Source organism: Kitasatospora acidiphila, from assembly GCF_006636205.1.
GTDB lineage: Bacteria > Actinomycetota > Actinomycetes > Streptomycetales > Streptomycetaceae > Kitasatospora > Kitasatospora acidiphila.
This window is the reverse complement of sequence record NZ_VIGB01000003.1, coordinates 5,800,492-5,818,560: the sequence shown is the minus strand read 5'-3', so window position 1 is coordinate 5,818,560 and position 18,069 is coordinate 5,800,492. Positions and strand designations below refer to the sequence as shown.

Genomic DNA, 18,069 nt, shown 5'->3' with positions numbered 1-18,069 from the left:
GGCGGAAACCGTCCAGTGGGCGGAAACAATGCGGCTGTTCAGGCAAGGGCCGGCAGGTCCAGCGTGAGGGTGCCGGCATCGGCGTCCAGCACAGCGGGCAGACCCAGCGGCACAGTGAGCGTGGACGGGCCGTGCCCGAACCCGAGCTCCCAGAGGATCGGAATCTCCAGCGGGCCGAGGCGCTCCAGGATCACGTCACGCACCCGCTCCGGCGCCCCGCACCCTTCCCAGGAGCCGAGCACGACTCCCCGCACGCCCTCCAGCGCACCGGAGCGGATCAACTGGGTGAGGATCCGGTCGAGTTGGTAGGGGTGCTCGTTGACGTCCTCGAGGATCAGCAGGCTGCCCGCGAAGGAGGAACGGGCGCTTGGCGTGCCACGGTCGACGGCGAGCACCGACGCGCAGCCGCCGGCGAGGACGCCCTGGGCCCGGCCGGGGACGAGCGGGCCGGCCTCGGGACCGGTCAGGATGCGCACCGTCTCGGGTTCGAAGAGGGTGCGGCGCAGGTGTTCGGCGGTGCCGGGTTCGGTGACGAATGAGGTGGCCGCGGCCATCGGCCCGTACAGCGAGGCGAGGCCGAGGCGCTGGGCCACCTGCTCGTGCAGCACCGTGACGTCGCTGAACCCGATCAGCACCTTGGGCGGCACGGCAGTCAGCGCCGTCCAGTCGACCAGGTCGACGACCCGCTGTGCGCCGTAGCCGCCGCGGGCGCATATGACGGCGCCGATGCCGGGATCGAGCCAGGCCTGCTGGAAGTCGGCGGCGCGCTCGGCGTCGGTGCCGGAGAAGTGGCGCAGCCGCGGATGGGCGCCGAGAACGTGGGGGGCCACGACCGGTTCCAGCCCCCAGGACCGGAGCAGGGCGCAGCCGGCGTCGAGGCGGTCGGGGTCGATCGGGCCGCTGGGTGCCACCACGGCCACCCGGTCGCCGGGGACGAGTCGGCGCGGGCGGGTGAGGCCGCTGGATGCGGCGGAGGGGGTGGCCATGTGGGTCGTCCTTTGCGCCGGTTCAGGTGTTCGACCTTATTGTCACCGCTCAGCGGGCATCTGATGTCTGGGTGTGGACGACCGCGCACCGGGCTCGGTCACTGATGGGCGGTCAGTTCACCGTGGTGGCCGGAGGTATCCGCCGGACGGCCTGTCCGTTTGGCTTGGTTTCGGCATGGACGTTCCGCATCCGGTACGGCAGGATTCGGGCGGACTGTACAGCGGAGGACCTACCGATGAGCTCGTCGTTCGTTCCGATGGACACACCGAATCAGCCCTGCGCTGCTCCGGCGGAGTCCGCGCTGCCCCAGGTCTGTTCGCCGACCGGATCGAGCCGGTCGGTGGTCGCTGACGCCTCGTCGGTTTCCGAGTCGGTCACCGACTCCTCGTCGGGGTCCGCGCCGGTCGATGGCGCCGCCTCCGGGCCGGCCGCCGCTGCCCCTGATGCCGTCGAGCGCTCGGACGCGGGCGCGACGACGGCCAACCTCCGTGCCGGGCTGGCCGAACGGCTGCGGTCCGCGTATGAGCAGGGGCGGATCTGGGTGATCTGGCGGTGGCCAGTCATCAGTCGGTCAGCGAAGTCCGGGAGTTGCTCGCGCTCGCCGGTGCCGCAGCCGACTGCCAGGCGGCGGCTGAGCCTCGGGACGGATCGGTGCCGGCCCAGCGGGACGGCGCACGGGCCCTGCAGGGGACGGCGGATGGCTGGACGCCGCGCAGTGGGCGCCCCCGGCCACGGGTCCGGCGCCAGCTGCCGCCGCGCCGTGCGAGCCGGCCCGGCGCGCCCAGCGCCTCGGCTGCCGGGGATGGACACGGCTGGGCGCTGGCCGAGCCGCAGGCGCCAGCGGAGCCGGTAGCGCCGTTGAGCAGTGGGCCCGAGGAGCCGGCGGTGCTCTCGGAGACCCCACTGGGGGTCCTGATCGGCAGTCCGCGTCAGTCGGTTCCGCTGGGCGGGGCGCGTGCGGAGGACTCCCGTCGCCGGGTCGGCGCGAAACTGATCAAGGTGGGCCGGGGCACCACACTCGCCGTGCTGCCCGCCTGGCGGCCGTCGATCGCGATCTCGGTGCCGACCGAGCTGCTGCTCGAAACCACCGGGCTGAGCCGGGCTGAGCTGGCCGAGGCCGAGCTCTCGGTCGTGGTGAACACCGAGGCCCTGCACGATCGGGAGCTGCGGCCCCGGGACTGGCAGGTGGCTGCCGAGCGGCCCGGGGCCCGTCGCCGTTCCTGACGGCTGCCGCGGTCTCGGTCAGTGCGGCGGGTTGGGAAGGTAGCCGTAGTGCACCGGGTCGATCCCCTCGCGTCCCTCGGCCCAAGCTGCCTGGATGGCGGTGACCAGTTCGGCGAGGGTCGGCGGCCAGAGCGGTTCGGCCTTCGGATCGGCCAGCTCGGCGGGCGTCCACCAGCGCCAGTCCAGGATCCGGTCCTGGGCGTGGGCCTCACTGACGTCGCCGACCGGGCCGCGGTGGGGGCCCCGGGTCACGTAGATGTGCTCCGACTGGCGGACCGGGACGCCCATCCTGGTGAAGTCGTGCTCCCAGGTGCAGAGCAGCGGGCCGGGGCTCAGGTCGTGCCAGCCGGTCTCCTCGCGAAGCTCGCGCCGGGCGCCCTGTTCGGGGGTCTCGCCGGGGTCGATGCCGCCGCCGGGCGGGTTCCAGTGCGGGCCGACCTCGTCGTTGTCGGAGCGGAGCAGGAAGACCGCGCCGTCCGGGTCGATCACCACGGTCCTGGCGGCCTGACGGGGAGTTCGCATCCGGGCAGCTTGCCAGTGGGGCGCTACCGGTGTCGACTCGCCGGTCCGGTGCGCCCTCCCCGCCACCCGAGCGCCCTCCTGCGCTCCCGATTGCACTTCCCGGCGCACCGATCGTCGGACGCGCCCGCCGCGCAGGGCGGTCAAACCGACCGTTCGGCAGCCGCTGCCCCGCTACCCTGTGGGCCATGCCAGCCCCGACCATCCTGCTGCCGCAGGACCCGCTGAACCCTCGGCGCGTCGACCCGCACTTCTCCTACGAGGCCCAACTGGTCCGTGGGCTGGGCGGCGAGACCGCGCTGGTCGACCATGACGCGCTGCTCGCCGGTGCGGCCGCGGAGGCGGTCCGGCAGGTGCCGATCGGCACCGGTCCGGCCTGGTACCGGGGCTGGATGCTGCCGGTGGCCGCCTACGCGGGGTTCGTCCGTGCCCTCGCGGAGCGCGGCTGCCAGCTGCTGACCAGCGCCGCCGCCTACGCCACGGCCCACGAGCTGCCCGGCTGGTACAGCACGTTCGAGGGGGCCACGCCGGACAGCGTCTGGCTGCCGGCCGCAGCCGACCCGGAGGAGCTCGCCCGGGCGGCGGCCCGGCTGGGCGGGCAGGGACCGGCCATCGTCAAGGACTACGTCAAGTCGCGCAAGCACGAGTGGCACGAGGCGTGCTACATCCCGGACCTCGCCGACCTGCCCGCGCTGACCCGGGTGGTCGCCCGATTCGTCGAACTGCAGGGCGAGTTCCTGGCCGGCGGCGTGGTGCTGCGGCGGTTCCACGCGTTCGCACCCGCCGACGGCGGGGTGGCCGGGCCGAACACCGCGGATCGGCCGGTGCGGGCGGCCGAGGCCCGGGTCTGGTGGGTGGACGGCGAGCCGGTGCTGACCGGGCCGCACCCGGACACACCGGAGCTCCTGCCCGCGCCGGACCTGACGGTGGTCCGCTCGCTGGTGCGCTCACTCGGCTGCCGGTTCGTCACCACCGACCTGGCCCGACTGGCCGACGGCGGCGGCTGGATGGTCGTCGAGGTCGGCGACGGCCAGGTCAGCGACCTGCCGCGAGGCACCGAGGTGTCCGGCCTGATCTCCTCACTCATCTCGACGTAGCTTCACCGGTCAGCTCCACCGGTCAGCTTCGCGGCGTCCGGTCGCCGGGTGGCCGCTGGGCGGGCAACCCCGTCTGCGCGGTGCCATCGGGCGGGGGTTCGGCGGCCCGGGCGGCGGTGCGGGCGGCGGTGCGGGCGACCAGGGTGAGCGGGACCGCGGTCAGCAGCAGCACCCCGCCCAGGGCGGCGCCGAGCCATCGGTAGCCGGCCCAGGCGGTCAGGGTGGCGCCGGTCAGCGGGCCGCCGGCCAGGCCCAGCGCGCAGGCGCAGCCGGCCAGCACGGTCCAGCGGCCGGCCGGGTCGAGGGCGGCGGCCGCCCCGATCAGGTAGCTGAGCACCAGCGGGTAGAGCCCGTTCCAGAGCACCTCGCCGCCTGCGAAGCCGCTGGCCGAACGGGTCACCGCGCTCACCGTGACACAGACCGCGATGGCCGCCGTGCCGGCGCCGACCGGAAGCGCTCGACCCGCGCGGTCGCCCAGCGCGTCGGCCGCCAGCACGCCGAGCAGTCCGCCGCCGAGCGCCAGGGCGAGCACCAGCCCGAGTCGACGCTCCGTCAGGCAGGCCTGGTGCAGCCCGATCTGTGCGCTCACCGCCCAGAGCGCGTTCTGCGCCAGCGACCAGAGCGCCAGGCTCGCCACCAGCGCCAGTCCGGCGCCGCGGCGCGGCAGGCGCGGCGGTGCCGGTTCGGTCGCGCGCCGGGTCGGGCCGGCGGGCAGGCGCAGGGTCAGCGGAAAGGCCAGCGCGCCGAGCAGCACCAGGGCCAGGAACGGCAGCGCGGGATCTTGGCCCAGCCTGGGCAACAGGAGGTAGAGGAGGCTGGCGGTGCCGGAGGTGGCGAGCAGGCCGCGCACCGAGGTGCGGTGCGGCTCGGCCGCGGCGGCGATGCCGGTGGCCGCGACCGCGGCGGCGGTGCCGGCGCCCAGCCCGCCGAGCAGGCAGCCGGTGACCAGCAGCCGGGGCTGCCCGGGTGGCGCGGTACCGGCCGTTGCGGCGCCGATCAGCAGCAGGACCAGGCCGAGCCGGGCCAGCCGCCCCTGGCCGAGCGCGGCGACCCGGCCGGCCAGGGCGATTCCGGCGCAGGCCGAGGCGAGCAGCAGGGCACTGCCGGCGACGCCGGCCTGAGCCGCCGTCAGACCGGAGTGCCCGATGAGGCGGCTGACGATGACCGGGGCCAGGTAGCCGGGCAGTGAGCCGACCGTGAAGAGGGCGACCAGTGCCAGGCTGGTGGCGGCGGCCGGATGGGGAGCGTGGTGCGCAGTACTGCGCCCCGCCACGCGAAGGCGCGGGGACATGGGCTCGGGGCCTCTCGACCTCAGGGGGATTCAGGAGCGCGCCCCGCTCTCCCCGCACGGTCGCCCCGCATGTCTACCAGGTCGGGGCGCCACCCGCGTACCAGATGGCGCCCCGTTACCCGGAAGTCGGCCGAGTCGGCGCGGAGCCGAGACCGCCGCGAGATCCGTCCGTGATCGAACGACCCGTCAGCCGGCTACCTCGGCGGGCATCCTGCCGTCGGCGATGAACGCCCGCCAGAGCCGCGCGTACACCCCGTCGGCCGCCAGCAGCCCGGCGTGCGTGCCGTCCTCCACCACCCGTCCGTGGTCGAGCACCACCACGCGGTCGGCGCGCTCCGCGGTGGTGAGGCGGTGGGCGATCACCAGGGTGGTGCGGCCCTGCGGCCGGCTCGGCCGGCCCTCCTGCAGCAGGTCCCAGGCGCGGTTGACGGCCGCCTCGGTGGCGAGGTCGAGGGCGGCGGTGGCCTCGTCGAGCAGCAGGATGTCGGGGTCGACCAGCTCGGCGCGGGCCAGGGCGATCAACTGGCGCTGGCCTGCGGAGAGGTTGCGGCCGCGGCCGGTCACCTCGTGCTGGTAGCCGCCGCGCAGACCACTGATCATCTCGTGGGCGCCGACCGCCTTCGCCGCCGCCATCACCTCGGCGTCGGTGGCCTCGGGCCGGCCGTAGGCGATCGCGTCGCGCACCGTGCCGGCGAACAGGTAGGCCTCCTGCGGGACCACGCCGAGCCGGCGGCGGTAGGCCGTCATGTCGAACGTGGTGACGTCGGTGCCGTCGATCCGGACCGTGCCGCCGGTGGCGTCGTAGAACCGGGCGACCAGCTTCATCAAGGTGGACTTGCCGGCGCCGGTCTCACCCACCAGGGCGACCGTCTGGCCGGCCGGGATCCGCAGGTCGATGCCGGTCAGTACCTCGGGGTTGCCCTGGCCGCCGCCGTTGTAGGCGAAGGTGACGCCCTCGAAGCCGACCTCGCCGCGCAATTGCTGCACCGGCACCGGGTCGGCGGCCGGCGGAGTGCTGGTCGGGGTGCGCAGCAGCTCGCGGACCCGGCTCAGGCCCACCGCGGCCTGCTGGTAGCCGTCGAAGAGCTGGGAGAGCTGGTTCACCGGAGCGAAGAACAGGTCGATGTAGAGCAGGTAGGCGACCAGCGCACCGACCGTCAGGGTGTGGTCGTGCACCCGGGAGGCGCCGGCGATCAGCACCAGCGCGGCGGCGACGCTGGACAGGAACTGCACGAACGGGAAGTACACCGAGATGTACAGCTGGGCCCGGGCACGGGCGTTGCGGTACTCGGTGGAGCGCTCGACGAACCGGGCCACGGTGTCGTTCTCGCGCCGGAACGCCTGCACGATCCGCATCCCGGCGACGTTCTCCTGCAGGTCGGCGTTGACCGTGCTGATCAGCTCGCGCGACACCTGGTACTGCGCCTTGGACTTGCGGCGGAACACCACGGTGGCGACGGCCAGTACCGGCAGCACCGCGAAGACGGTGAGGGCCAGGCCCGCGTCGATCAGCAGCAGGGCCACGAAGATGCCGAAGAAGGTGATCAGGCTGACCACCGCGGTGACCACTCCGGTCTGCAGGAACGAGCTGAGCGCGTCCACGTCGGTGGTCATCCGGGTCATGATCCGGCCGGACAGCTCGCGCTCGTAGTAGTCCAGGCCGAGCCGGTTGAGGTGCGCGAAGATCTTCAGCCGCAGGCTGTAGAGCACCCGCTCGCCGGTCCGGCCGCTGACCCTGGACTCGAAGCTCTGCACCAGCCAGTCGAGCAGCACCACGACCAGTGCGGCCGCCGAGGCGGCCGTGACGCCGGACATCGCGGCCTTGGTGACGCCGTTGTCGATGCCGTGCCGGATCAGGATCGGCAGCACCAGGCCGGCCACGGCGTCCAGTGCGAGCAGCACGAAGGCCAGCACGAGGGCCGGGCGGAACGGCTTCAGCAGGCGGGCCAGCGAGAAGTCCGGGTCGCCGGCGGCGGCCTCGGCGAGCGGCACGGCCGGGGTGTCGGTCGCCGGGGGCAGTGCCGCGACCTTGGCCAGCAGCTCGGGGTCGGCCGAGCGGGCGGCGCTGGTCTGGGGCGCGGCGGCCGGAGTGCGGACGGGCGCCGGGGCCGCGTCCGGCCCGGGGGCGGCGTCCGGACGGGCCACGGGTGCGGCATCCGGGTCGGTGATCAGTGCCCGGTACTGCGGACAGCGCTCCTCGAGCTCCTCGTGGGTGCCGATGTCGAGCAGTCCGCCGCGGTCCAGCACCGCGATCCGGTCGGCCAGCTGCAGGGTGGAGCGGCGGTGGGCGATCAGCACGGTGGTGCGGTCGGCCATCACCTGGTGCAGCGCCCGGTGGATCTCGGCCTCGATCTGCGGGTCGACGGCCGAGGTCGCGTCGTCCAGCAGCAGCACCTGGGGGTCGGCGAGGATCGCGCGGGCCAGGGCGATCCGCTGGCGCTGACCGCCGGAGAGGGTCAGACCCTGCTCCCCCACCTTGGTCTGGTAGCCCTCGGGCAGCGCGCGGATGAACTCGTCGGCCTGGGCGGCGCGGGCGGCGGCCTCGATCTCCTCATCGGTGGCGTCCGGGCGGCCGAAGGCGATGTTGGCGCGGACCGTGTCGGAGAACAGGAAGCTGTCCTCCGGCACGATGCCGACCACCGAGCGGACGGCGTCCAAGGTCAGGTCGCGCAGGTCCTGGCCGTGGAGCCGGACCGTGCCGGCGGTCGGGTCGTAGAACCGCGGGATCAGCTGGGCGACGGTCGACTTGCCGGAGCCGGAGGCACCCACCAGCGCCAGGGTCTCGCCCGGGGCCACGCTCAGCGACAGGCCGCGCAGGACGGCGGGGGCTTCGGCCGAGGCGTCGGCTGGAGCATCGGTGTGGTCGGCCTCGGCGCGATCGGCGTCGGTGTGGTCGGCCTCGGTGTGGTCGGCCTCGGCGTGGTGCTGATCGGCTGCCTGGTACCGGAAGTCGACCTGGTCGAACTCCAGTGCCGGGGCGCCCGCCACCGGGCGCAGCTCCTGGGCGTCCGGGGCCTGCTGGACCAGCGGGCGCTCGTCGACCAGCTCGAAGACCCGCTCCACGCTGGCCCGCGCCTGCTGCCCGACGGTCAGCACCATGGTGAGCATCCGGACCGGACCGGTCATCTGGGCCACGTAGGTGGAGAAGGCGACGAAGGTGCCCAGGGTGACCGAGTGATGGACGGCCAGCCAGCCGCCCAGCGCCAGCACGGCGACCTGGCCGAGCGCCGGCACGGCCTGCAGGGCCGGGGTGAAGCGGCTGTTCAGCCGGATCGAGCGCAGCCGGGCGCCGTAGAGATCGCGCGAGGCGCGCTCCAGCTTGCCGAGTTCCTGCTCCTCCTGGCCGAAGCCCTTGACCACCCGGACGCCGCCGATCGCGCCATCCACCACGCCGGCCACGGCCGCGGCCTCCTGCTGGGCGGCCCAGGTGGCCGGGAACAGGCGCTTGCGGCTGCGGTCGGCGATCCACCACAGGGCCGGCGCCATCACCAGGGCGATCAGGGTGAGCAGCGGCGAGAGCCAGAACATCACCACGATCGACATCAGGAAGAGCAGCAGGTTGCCGGTCATCATCGGCAGCATCGAGAGCAGGCCGTGGACCAGTTGCAGGTCGGAGGTGGCCCGGCCGACCACCTGGCCGGTGTCCAGGCGGTCCTGGCGGGCCCCGTCGAGCCGGGTCAGCGACCGGAACAGGTCGGTGCGCAGGTCCTGCTGCACGTCGAGGGCGAGCTGGCCGGCGCTGTAGCGGCGGACCTGGGTGCAGACGAAGACCAGCAGCGCGGCCACGATCAGCGCGACGGCCCAGGGGGCGAGCGAGCGCTTGTGGGTGGTGATGACGTCGTCGATGATCATCTTGGTGATCAGCGGGACGAGCGCCGTCACCGCCATCCCGGCGAGCGAGGCGCCGAAGGACAGCAGGAAGTTGCGGCGGTAACGCCAGCAGTACGCGTTCAGACGACGCAGCCAGCCCTGACTTGCGGTGCTGCTGTCGGCTTCGGTCGGCGGTGTGGGGGTCTGCCTTGCGGCGGCTGCTTCCGACGCTGTGGATATCTCCCCGGTGGAGCCGTGAGTATCAGGCATATTTAGGGATACTAACCATTTCCTGAGGCGGTCGTCCACGATGTATTCGGGGCCGACGGACGGGCTCTGCGGTGGGCGGGTGGGGCCGGCTGGAGCAACAGTCGACGGCCGGCTTTCCTTCCCTCCCAGCCTTGCGCTCAGGTGCACACGGGCGCACCGGTCGACGGACGGGGGCGCACCCGGGCGCTCGTCCTAGGACCGGAGGAGCCGTCTACTTGCCTTACGGGGCGATCTGCTCGGCTGGTTCGCCCGGCCCGGCCCGCTCGGCGTGTCGGACCGGTTCGGCTTAGCCGACTTGCTCGGCTTGCTCGGCCTGCTGGGCTCAGTCGCCTTGCTCGCCGTCGGGGCCGGCCGCTGCCGCGAACGCGCCTTGGGCCAGTCGGTGCAGCAGGGTCGCCATTTCGCCGCGCGGTAGCAGGCCGATCCGGCTGCCGCCGTCCCGGTCGGCTGGCATGGCGGTTGCGGTTGCGGTTGCAGTCAGTGACGAAGGCTCGGACGGGGCCTGCGGCTGGGCCTGGGCCGATGGGCGTACGCCCAGGCTGTGCGGCGTGGAGTTCAGCAGCCCGAAGACCGCGTGCACGGCGGCTCGCGCGGCCGGCCCGGCGGTGGGGGCGGCGAGCGCGGGGAACGCGGCCCGCACGGTGGCGACCCACAGCTCCACGTACTCGCGCTGCAGGCGGCGCACCCGTCGCCGGTCCTCCTCCTTCAGGTGCAGCAGCTCGCGGTCATGCAGGGTGATCAGATCGGAGTCGTCCAGCGCGAAGTCGACATGGCCGCTGATCAGCGCGTTCAGCGCGGCCGCCGGCCCCGCCGCGGCGGCCGATCGACGGCGGCCCTCGTCAAGCAGACGCTCGCTGATGCCGATCAACAGGTCGGCGAGCATTGCGTCCTTGCCGGGGAAGTGGCGGTACAGCCCGGGGCCACTGATGCCGACCGCCTTGCCGATCTCGTCCACGCCGACGCCGAGGAACCCGCGCGCGGCGAAGAGCCGTGCGGCCTCCCGACGGATCTGGTCTCGGCGAGGGGTCACAGATGCGACAGGACTGTTCGGCATGGGCTCCATCGTAGACAGCGCCGGTTATCGGTGGTTAACCTGGCGCCAGGAGTTAACCATCATTAACTTGGGGGCGAAAAGCCGATCCGGCTCATCGCCCGCTGGTTCCCGGGCGCAAGGGAGCTCTTGGGATGACCCTGTCGACCCCCGGCTTCGTCTCTCCGTATTCGCCGGAGACCGCCGGATCGCCGCGCGCTGGCATGCCTTCGGCTGCCGGCCTGGTCCAGACCGCGGCACCCAGCGGGCCGACCGCGGTGACCGCCGCGGCGGCTGCTCCGGCCCCGCGGCTGCGGTCCACCATCGACACCGGGTCTGCCGCTTATCGGACCAACGTCGAGGCGCACCAGGAGCTGGTCGCCGAACTGCGCGCCAAGCTCTCCGCTGCCGCGCTGGGCGGCGGCGCCAAGGCACGGGAGCGGCACACCTCACGTGGCAAGTTGCTGCCGCGCGATCGGGTGGACACCCTGCTCGATCCGGCCTCGCCGTTCCTGGAGATCGCCCCGCTGGCTGCCGACGGCCTCTACGACGGCGCCGCACCGGCCGCTGGTGTGATCGCCGGCATCGGCCGGGTGGCCGGCCGCGAGGTGATGATCGTCGCCAACGACGCCACGGTCAAGGGCGGCACCTACTACCCGATGACGGTGAAGAAGCACCTGAGGGCGCAGGAGGTGGCGCTGGAGAACCGCCTGCCGTGCATCTACCTGGTGGACTCGGGCGGCGCCTTCCTGCCGAAGCAGGACGAGGTCTTCCCCGACCGGGACCACTTCGGCCGGATCTTCTACAACCAGGCTCGGCTCTCCGCTGCGGGCATCCCGCAGATCGCCGCCGTACTCGGCTCCTGCACCGCCGGTGGCGCCTATGTGCCGGCGATGAGCGACCAGGCTGTGATCGTCCGCAACCAGGGCACCATCTTCCTGGGCGGGCCGCCGCTGGTGAAGGCGGCGACCGGTGAGGTCGTGACCGCCGAGGAACTCGGCGGCGGTGAACTGCACTCCCGCACCTCGGGGGTGACGGACCACCTGGCCGAGAACGACGAGCACGCCCTGTCCATCGTGCGCACCATCGTGGCCGACCTCGGTCCGCGCAGCCCGCAGCCCTGGGCGCTGGCCCCGGTCGAGCCGCCCGCAGTCGACCCGGCCGAGCTGTACGGAGCCGTCCCGGTCGATCCGCGCACGCCGTACGACGTGCGCGAGGTGATCGCCCGCCTGGTCGACGGCAGCCGCTTCGCCGAGTTCAAGGCGGAGTACGGCGCCACCCTGGTGACCGGCTTCGCCCGGATCCACGGCCACCCGGTGGGCATCGTCGCCAACAACGGCGTGCTGTTCGCGGAGTCCGCGCTCAAGGGCGCGCACTTCATCGAGCTCTGCGACCAGCGCGGCATCCCGCTGCTCTTCCTGCAGAACATCACCGGCTTCATGGTCGGCCGCCAGTACGAGGCGGGCGGTATCGCCAAGCACGGCGCCAAGATGGTCACCGCTGTGGCCTGCACCCGGGTCCCGAAGCTGACCGTGGTGATCGGCGGCTCCTACGGCGCGGGCAACTACTCGATGTGCGGTCGCGCCTACTCACCTCGCTTCCTGTGGATGTGGCCCGGCGCCAAGATCTCGGTCATGGGCGGCGAGCAGGCGGCATCGGTCCTCGCCACCGTCCGCCGCGACCAGTTCGAGGCCCGCGGCGAGGAGTGGCCGGCCGAGGCGGAGGAGGAGTTCAAGCGGCCCGTGCGCGAGCAGTACGAGCGCCAGGGCAACGCCTACTACGCCACCGCGCGGCTCTGGGACGACGGGGTGATCGACCCGAAGGACACCCGCACCGTGGTCGGCTTGGCCCTGACCGCCTGCGCCAACGCGCCGCTGACACCTCCCGCCCCCTACGGCGTCTTCCGGATGTGACCGCCATGGTCGGTACGGCAGGCCCCAGAGCGGCGCCCACCGGGACGACCCGCCGACGGCCGCCTGCTCGGTGGGCGCCGGCGGGCCAGGCCGTGTGGGCTGGCCGCCGCGGGCTCGCCGACCGTCCAGTGCCGACCGGCTGCTGGGTGCCGGGTGCCTGCCGGGTTCCGCCGGGCAGGCGGCCACCGACCGGCAGCCACGTACCGGCCGACGGCCATACATCGGTCGGCAGCCATGCGTCGGTCGGCCGTCGGGCGTCGTCTGGATACCGCGGGTTGGTCGGCCACCACGTGCCGGCCGACTGCCGTGAACCAACCGACCGTCAGGTGGCAGCCGCCGCCCGAAGAGCAACGTCGCCTCCGTCGACTCCACTTGGTCACACCTGCTGACCGCCTTTCGTCGCCTCCCTTCCCTCGCTCCGGAGGAATGCCTCCCATGTTCGACACCGTCCTGGTCGCCAACCGCGGCGAGATCGCCGTCCGGGTGATCCGCACCCTGCGCCGGCTCAGCGTCCGGTCGGTCGCCGTCTACAGCGACGCCGATGCCGACGCCAGGCACGTCCGCGAAGCCGACCTCGCCGTTCGCCTCGGCCCGGCCGACCGCAGTGACAGCAGCGCTGCGGAGACCTATCTCCGAGGCGACCAGATCATCGCCGCGGCCCTGCGCACCGGTGCGCAGGCCATCCACCCGGGCTACGGCTTCCTGGCCGAGAACCCGGGGTTCGCCCGAGCCTGTGCCGACGCCGGCCTGGTGTTCATCGGCCCGCCCGCCGAGGCGGTCGAGCTGATGGGCGACAAGATCAACGCAAAGGAAGCCGTCCGGGCAGTCGGCGTGCCCGTGGTGCCCGGCAGCCGCGGCGGCGCCAGCTCCGATGAGGAGTTGATCCGCGCTGCCGAGGAGATCGGCTACCCCGTGCTGATCAAGCCGTCCGCCGGCGGCGGTGGCAAGGGCATGCGGCTGGTCCGCGACCCGGCCGAGCTGCCCGCCGAGTTGGCAGCCGCCCGCCGAGTGGCCCGCACCGCGTTCGGGGACGACACGCTGCTGTTGGAGCGCTGGGTGGACAACCCCCGGCACATCGAGGTGCAGGTGCTGGCGGACTCCCACGGGACCACCGTGCACCTCGGCGAGCGCGAGTGCAGTCTGCAGCGCCGGCATCAGAAGCTGATCGAAGAGGCACCCTCCGTCCTGTTGGACCCGCAGACCCGAGCCGCCATGGGCGCGGCAGCCGTTCAGGCGGCACAGGCGTGCGGCTACACCGGCGCCGGCACGGTGGAGTTCATCGTGCCTGGCGGCGACCCCGCAGTGGATGGCGGTGGCGACACCGTGAACGGCGGTGGCGACACGGTCCGCGAGTTCTTCTTCATGGAGATGAACACGCGTCTGCAGGTGGAGCACCCGGTCACCGAGTTGGCCGTTGCGGTCACCCGCCCTGCCCCGGTCGACGCCTCCGCGGGCACCAGCGCCGGCCTTCCCGGTGCGGCCACCGGCTCGGCTTCCGCAGGCACTCCCGGCGTTGAGCGCCTCGACCTGGTCGAGTGGCAGATCCGGATCGCTGCCAGGGAGTCGCTCTCATTCAGCCAATCGAACATCTCCTTTCTCGGTCACGCCGTCGAGGCGCGCATCTGTGCCGAGGACCCGGCACGTGACTTCCTGCCGACCGGTGGCCGGATTCTGCTGCTGGGGGAGCCGGCCGGAGAGGGCGTGCGGGTCGACTCCGGTCTCACCGCAGGGACCACCATCACCAGCGCGTACGACCCGATGCTGGCCAAGGTCATCGCCTACGGTCCGGACCGCCAGACCGCCCTGCTCCGGCTGCGCAGTGCCCTTGCCGAGACCCAGATCCTCGGCCTGACCACAAACGCCGGATTCCTGCGCCGGCTGCTCGCGCACCCGGACGTCGTGGCAGGACGCCTCGACACCGGCCTTGTCGAACGGGCCGTCCAGCAGCACCCCGAACTGCTGGCCGACCAGCACGACCGGTACGCCTCGCGGGACACACGCGAGTCCGCTCCGGACGGCACCCCTGCCACTGCCTCGGGTGCCACCTCCACCGATGCCGCCGCTTCCGACCACGGGCCGATGCCCACGGCTACGGCACCGGAAGCCGTCTACCTGGCCGCAGCACTCGTGCGGCATCTGAGCCTCGTTCCGGCCGCCGCCTCCGACGGCTGGACCGACCCGTATGCCCTCCCTTCCGGCTGGCGTCTGGCCGGCGAGCCGGCCTGGACGACGCACCGACTCCGGGTCTCCGGTCAGGACCCGGTCTCGGTGCGAGTACGACCTGTCAGTGCGGACACGGTTATCGAACCCGCTGACATCACGTCAACTGCGTTTCCCGAATTGCTAGTCCGTCTGAATGAAGGGCCGATCCGCCGGGCCCGCGCCGTGCTCGGCGCCACGGGTCTGTCACTCACACTCGACGGCCTTCGCACCACTTTCGCTCTGGCCACTGACCACACCCCGTCAGCCTCGGCGTCCGGCCCGGTGGTCTGGCTCGGCATCGACGGCGACAGCTGGGCCGTCCACCCGTACGACTCGGTGGCCGACCGAACCGCCGACGCTGCCGCCCACCATGGCGCCCTGACCGCGCCGATGCCCGGAACGGTCACCGTGGTCAAGACCTCGGTGGGCGACCAGGTCCGGCGAGGACAGCCGCTGCTGGTCCTGGAGGCCATGAAGATGGAGCACGTGATCGCTGCGCCGCACGACGGCACGGTCAGCGAACTCCCGGTCGCGGCAGGCGGCACCGTGGCGATGGAGCAGCTGCTCGCAGTCGTCCTTCCCGAGGAGGTGGCCCTCCCCACCGGAGCGGACACCGCCGCCGACGCCCAGGAGGTGGCTTCGTCATGACCAACACCCAGGCAACGCCGAACGCTGGGCGCTCGGTGCCCGGACCGACGGATTCCACTCGAACGGAGCAGTCGCGCGATCCCGGAACCCTTGAACTGGGGCTGCCGGTCGTGGTCCGGGACGCGGACCTGCCGGCCCGGGTGCGGATCCACGAGGTCGGTGCACGCGACGGCCTGCAGAACGAGAAGTCCATGGTTCCGGTCGAGGTGAAGGCCGAGTTCATCGCACGGCTCGCCGCCGCCGGGTTGCAGACCGTCGAGGCGACCAGCTTCGTCCACCCCAAGTGGGTACCCCAGTTGGCCGACGCCGAGGAACTGCTGCCGCGGATCACCGGCCTGCGGGAGCAGTACCCCGGGCTGCGGCTGCCGGTGCTGGTGCCCAACGAGCGCGGCCTGGACCGGGCGCTCGCCGGTGGGGCCGACGAGATCGCCGTCTTCGCCAGCGCCACCGAGTCCTTCGCCCGGCGCAATCTGAACCGCTCGATGGACGAGGTCATGGAGATGTTCCGCCCCGTCATCTCCCGGGCCGGGGAAGCCGGGGTGCCGGTCCGCGGCTACCTGTCGATGTGCTTCGGCGATCCGTGGGAGGGCCCGGTCGCGCCCGAGCAGGTGGTGGCCGCAGGCGTGCGGCTGCTCGAGCTCGGCTGCGCCGAGCTGAGCCTGGGCGACACCATCGGCGTCGCGACGGCCGGCCAGGTGACCGAACTGCTCGCCGCATTCGGCCGTGCCGGGGTGCCGATGGCGCAACTCGCGGTGCACTTCCACGACACCTACGGCCAGGCGCTCGCCAACACGCTTGCCGCGCTGCGCTGCGGGGTGACCATCGTCGACTCCTCGGCCGGCGGGCTCGGTGGCTGCCCCTACGCGAAGAGCGCCACCGGCAACCTGGCCACCGAGGATCTGGTCTGGATGCTGCACGGCCTCGGCATCGAGACGGGCGTCGACCTCGCCGCCCTGGTCGCCACCAGCTCCTGGCTCGCGGGCGAGCTGGGCCGACCGAGCCCGTCCCGAGCGGTGCAGGCCCTGGCCGGATCCGTCGACGCCAACTGAAGCTCAGGACCGCTGAAATGGCGCACCGCCACCTCGCACGCCGGTAGTCAGCGCCGTAGCGCGCCGGCCCATCGCGCGCTGTCATTGCACCCCATCGCGCCCGTACCACCCCCTCGGGCGAACCACTGGAGGATCAGATGCTCGACCACCGACTGGATTCCGAGTACGAGGAACTGCGGCGCACGGTCGCCGAGTTCGCCAACGACGTGGTCGCGCCGAAGATCGGCGAGTACTACGAGCGCGAGGAGTTCCCGTACGAGATCGTCAAGGAGATGGGGCGGATGGGCCTGTTCGGCCTGCCGTTCCCGGAGGAGTACGGCGGGATGGGCGGCGACTACTTCGCGCTCTGCCTCGCCCTGGAGGAGTTGGCCCGAGTGGACTCCTCGGTCGCCATCACCCTGGAGGCCGGCGTCTCGCTCGGCGCGATGCCGATCTACCGCTTCGGCACCGAGGAGCAGAAGCGCGAGTGGCTGCCGCGGCTGGCCGCCGGCGAGATGCTCGGCGCGTTCGGCCTGACCGAGCCGGAGGGCGGATCCGACGCCGGTGCCACCCGGACCACCGCGCGGTTCGACGAGGACACCCGGGAATGGGTGATCAACGGCACGAAGTGCTTCATCACCAACTCCGGTACGGACATCACCGGCCTGGTCACCGTGACCGCGCTCACCGAACCGATCGCCCGTTCGAGTGAAGATGGCGCTGATCAGTCGTCAAAGCGCGAGATCTCCTCCATCATCGTCCCTGTCGGCACCCCCGGGTTCCAGGTGTCGAAGAAGTACAGCAAGGTCGGGTGGAACGCCTCCGACACCCGAGAGCTGTCCTTCACCGATTGCCGAGTCCCTGAGGCCAACCTCCTCGGTCAGCGTGGCCGAGGCTTCGCTCAGTTCCTGCGGATCCTCGACGAGGGCCGCATCGCCATCGCCGCCCTGTCCACGGGACTGGCCCAGGGCTGCGTTGACCAGTCACTCAGCTACGCCGCGACCAGGCGCGCGTTCGGGCGTCCGATCGGGGCCAACCAAGCGATTCAGTTCAAGATCGCCGACATGGAGACGCGGGCGCACATGGCCCGCCTCGCTTGGCGGGACGCGGCATCCCGCCTGCTGCTCGGCGAGCCGTTCAAGAAGGAGGCCGCCATCGCAAAGCTCTACTCCTCCGAAGCCGCGGTCGACAATGCCCGTGAGGCCACCCAGATCCACGGCGGCTACGGCTTCATGAACGAGTACCCCGTCGCCCGCTTCTGGCGCGACAGCAAGATCCTGGAGATCGGGGAGGGCACCTCCGAGGTCCAGCGGATGCTGATCGCGCGCGAGTTGGGCATGACCCCCTGACATACGCAACCGACCAGTGACAGGCTCCGGTGAGCCGTGACCGGAACGACCGGGCTACCCCGACCGCTGCCGAACCGGCCATCCGGTCACCGGAGCCTTCACAACGCCGAGGCCGCTGGCTGCCTCGCCATGTGCCGCCGCCACCGTGGTGTGATCCCCCGCCGGAGGCCGTGAATGAAGCGCGGCACTCCAGTGTCCGTGGGCGGCTAGCACCAGGGGGTCTGACGGCCGCACCACGGTGGTGTGCCAGGCCTCCCGGGCCTCACCCTCACGCGGTGCCGCACCGGACACACCCGTCAGCGCCATGGCGCGGCTAGCCCCGCTCGCCCGGCTCGCCCTGTTCGGCGCACCCCGCGCGGGCCCGCCGGCCAGCGTCCACCACCACGCCGGACATCGCGCCCGACAGCAGGGCTAGCGCAACCGGCCGCCTCCCGGTCCGGCCCTCCCCAACGGGAGCGCAGCCCCCGAGTGGCACGCCTCATGCGACCGAAATGCTTCTCACCCACGCTGGCGCATACTGACAGCCCTGCCATGCCCGTCGCCATCTCCGGGCAATCGGTAAGCGCGCCAATCGAACAGAGTGCCGGGAGTGCCGACTGGCCACCGACCAATTGTTTGCTCGGGTCGTTCGTGTCCGGCCAGGTGCACCCCGGCAATGGTCATCAGAACCCGATTGGCAGAAGCCCGTAACAGCTGACCAC

11 protein-coding genes are annotated in these 18,069 nt (G+C 72.4%); 6 read left to right on the top strand and 5 right to left on the bottom strand.

The annotated features are described in order from the left end of the window. Positions 1 to 38: 38 nt before the first annotated feature. On the bottom strand, positions 39 to 986 hold the full coding sequence (locus tag E6W39_RS27620) for a S66 peptidase family protein (protein ID WP_141635805.1): 948 nt from the start codon (positions 984 to 986) through the stop codon (positions 39 to 41). A 553-nt stretch (positions 987 to 1,539) separates the two neighbouring features. Between E6W39_RS27620 and E6W39_RS27615 the strand changes: the two genes are divergently transcribed. Beyond that, complete coding sequence (locus E6W39_RS27615; RefSeq protein ID WP_141635804.1) at positions 1,540 to 2,211, top strand: hypothetical protein; 672 nt, start codon at positions 1,540 to 1,542, stop codon at positions 2,209 to 2,211. A gap of 18 nt (positions 2,212 to 2,229) precedes the next feature. On the opposite strand, the gene E6W39_RS27610 is transcribed toward E6W39_RS27615, so the two are convergent. Continuing rightward, a complete protein-coding gene (locus E6W39_RS27610; RefSeq protein ID WP_141635803.1) occupies positions 2,230 to 2,733 on the bottom strand; it encodes an NUDIX hydrolase in 504 nt (167 codons plus the stop codon). A 185-nt stretch (positions 2,734 to 2,918) separates the two neighbouring features. On the opposite strand from E6W39_RS27610, the gene E6W39_RS27605 reads away from it, so the two are divergent. Further along, positions 2,919 to 3,827: an ATP-grasp domain-containing protein gene (locus E6W39_RS27605; RefSeq protein ID WP_141635802.1), complete on the top strand. Its 909-nt coding sequence runs from the start codon at positions 2,919 to 2,921 to the stop codon at positions 3,825 to 3,827. A gap of 22 nt (positions 3,828 to 3,849) precedes the next feature. Here the strand turns inward: E6W39_RS27605 and E6W39_RS27600 are convergent, their stop codons facing one another. From E6W39_RS27600 to E6W39_RS27590, 3 genes are all read right to left on the bottom strand, one after another. Further along, positions 3,850 to 5,118, bottom strand: coding sequence for an MFS transporter (locus tag E6W39_RS27600; protein ID WP_141635801.1), 1,269 nt, complete (start codon positions 5,116 to 5,118; stop codon positions 3,850 to 3,852). Between the two features lie 186 nt (positions 5,119 to 5,304). Next, a complete protein-coding gene (locus E6W39_RS27595) occupies positions 5,305 to 9,198 on the bottom strand; it encodes an ABC transporter ATP-binding protein (protein ID WP_141635800.1) in 3,894 nt (1,297 codons plus the stop codon). A 322-nt stretch (positions 9,199 to 9,520) separates the two neighbouring features. Continuing rightward, positions 9,521 to 10,252, bottom strand: a complete 732-nt coding sequence (locus tag E6W39_RS27590) for a TetR/AcrR family transcriptional regulator (protein WP_141635799.1) — start codon at positions 10,250 to 10,252, stop codon at positions 9,521 to 9,523. A 200-nt stretch (positions 10,253 to 10,452) separates the two neighbouring features. Between E6W39_RS27590 and E6W39_RS27585 the strand changes: the two genes are divergently transcribed. The 4 genes from E6W39_RS27585 (at position 10,453) to E6W39_RS27570 (ending at position 17,368) form a co-directional block, all read left to right on the top strand. Continuing rightward, positions 10,453 to 12,141, top strand: a complete 1,689-nt coding sequence (locus tag E6W39_RS27585; RefSeq protein WP_228718731.1) for a carboxyl transferase domain-containing protein — start codon at positions 10,453 to 10,455, stop codon at positions 12,139 to 12,141. A gap of 435 nt (positions 12,142 to 12,576) precedes the next feature. Continuing rightward, positions 12,577 to 14,991: an acetyl/propionyl/methylcrotonyl-CoA carboxylase subunit alpha gene (locus E6W39_RS43690; protein ID WP_141635798.1), complete on the top strand. Its 2,415-nt coding sequence runs from the start codon at positions 12,577 to 12,579 to the stop codon at positions 14,989 to 14,991. Further along, positions 14,988 to 16,040 carry a hydroxymethylglutaryl-CoA lyase gene (locus E6W39_RS27575; RefSeq protein ID WP_141635797.1) on the top strand — a complete coding sequence of 351 codons (1,053 nt, stop codon included), beginning with the start codon at positions 14,988 to 14,990 and terminating at the stop codon, positions 16,038 to 16,040. Before E6W39_RS43690 ends, E6W39_RS27575 begins: the two co-directional genes overlap by 4 nt. A 137-nt stretch (positions 16,041 to 16,177) precedes the next feature. Beyond that, positions 16,178 to 17,368: an acyl-CoA dehydrogenase family protein gene (locus tag E6W39_RS27570; RefSeq protein ID WP_141635796.1), complete on the top strand. Its 1,191-nt coding sequence runs from the start codon at positions 16,178 to 16,180 to the stop codon at positions 17,366 to 17,368. Positions 17,369 to 18,069: the final 701 nt, after the last annotated feature.

Coding starts and splice junctions, on each gene's coding strand:
- E6W39_RS27605 (WP_141635802.1), top strand. CDS start 2,919: ATGCCAGCCCCGACCATCCTGCTGCCGCAGGACCCGCTGAACCCTCGG.
- E6W39_RS27620 (WP_141635805.1), bottom strand. CDS start 986: ATGGCCACCCCCTCCGCCGCATCCAGCGGCCTCACCCGCCCGCGCCGA.
- E6W39_RS27595 (WP_141635800.1), bottom strand. CDS start 9,198: ATGCCTGATACTCACGGCTCCACCGGGGAGATATCCACAGCGTCGGAA.
- E6W39_RS27610 (WP_141635803.1), bottom strand. CDS start 2,733: ATGCGAACTCCCCGTCAGGCCGCCAGGACCGTGGTGATCGACCCGGAC.
- E6W39_RS27600 (WP_141635801.1), bottom strand. CDS start 5,118: ATGTCCCCGCGCCTTCGCGTGGCGGGGCGCAGTACTGCGCACCACGCT.
- E6W39_RS27570 (WP_141635796.1), top strand. CDS start 16,178: ATGCTCGACCACCGACTGGATTCCGAGTACGAGGAACTGCGGCGCACG.
- E6W39_RS43690 (WP_141635798.1), top strand. CDS start 12,577: ATGTTCGACACCGTCCTGGTCGCCAACCGCGGCGAGATCGCCGTCCGG.
- E6W39_RS27575 (WP_141635797.1), top strand. CDS start 14,988: ATGACCAACACCCAGGCAACGCCGAACGCTGGGCGCTCGGTGCCCGGA.
- E6W39_RS27585 (WP_228718731.1), top strand. CDS start 10,453: ATGCCTTCGGCTGCCGGCCTGGTCCAGACCGCGGCACCCAGCGGGCCG.
- E6W39_RS27590 (WP_141635799.1), bottom strand. CDS start 10,252: ATGCCGAACAGTCCTGTCGCATCTGTGACCCCTCGCCGAGACCAGATC.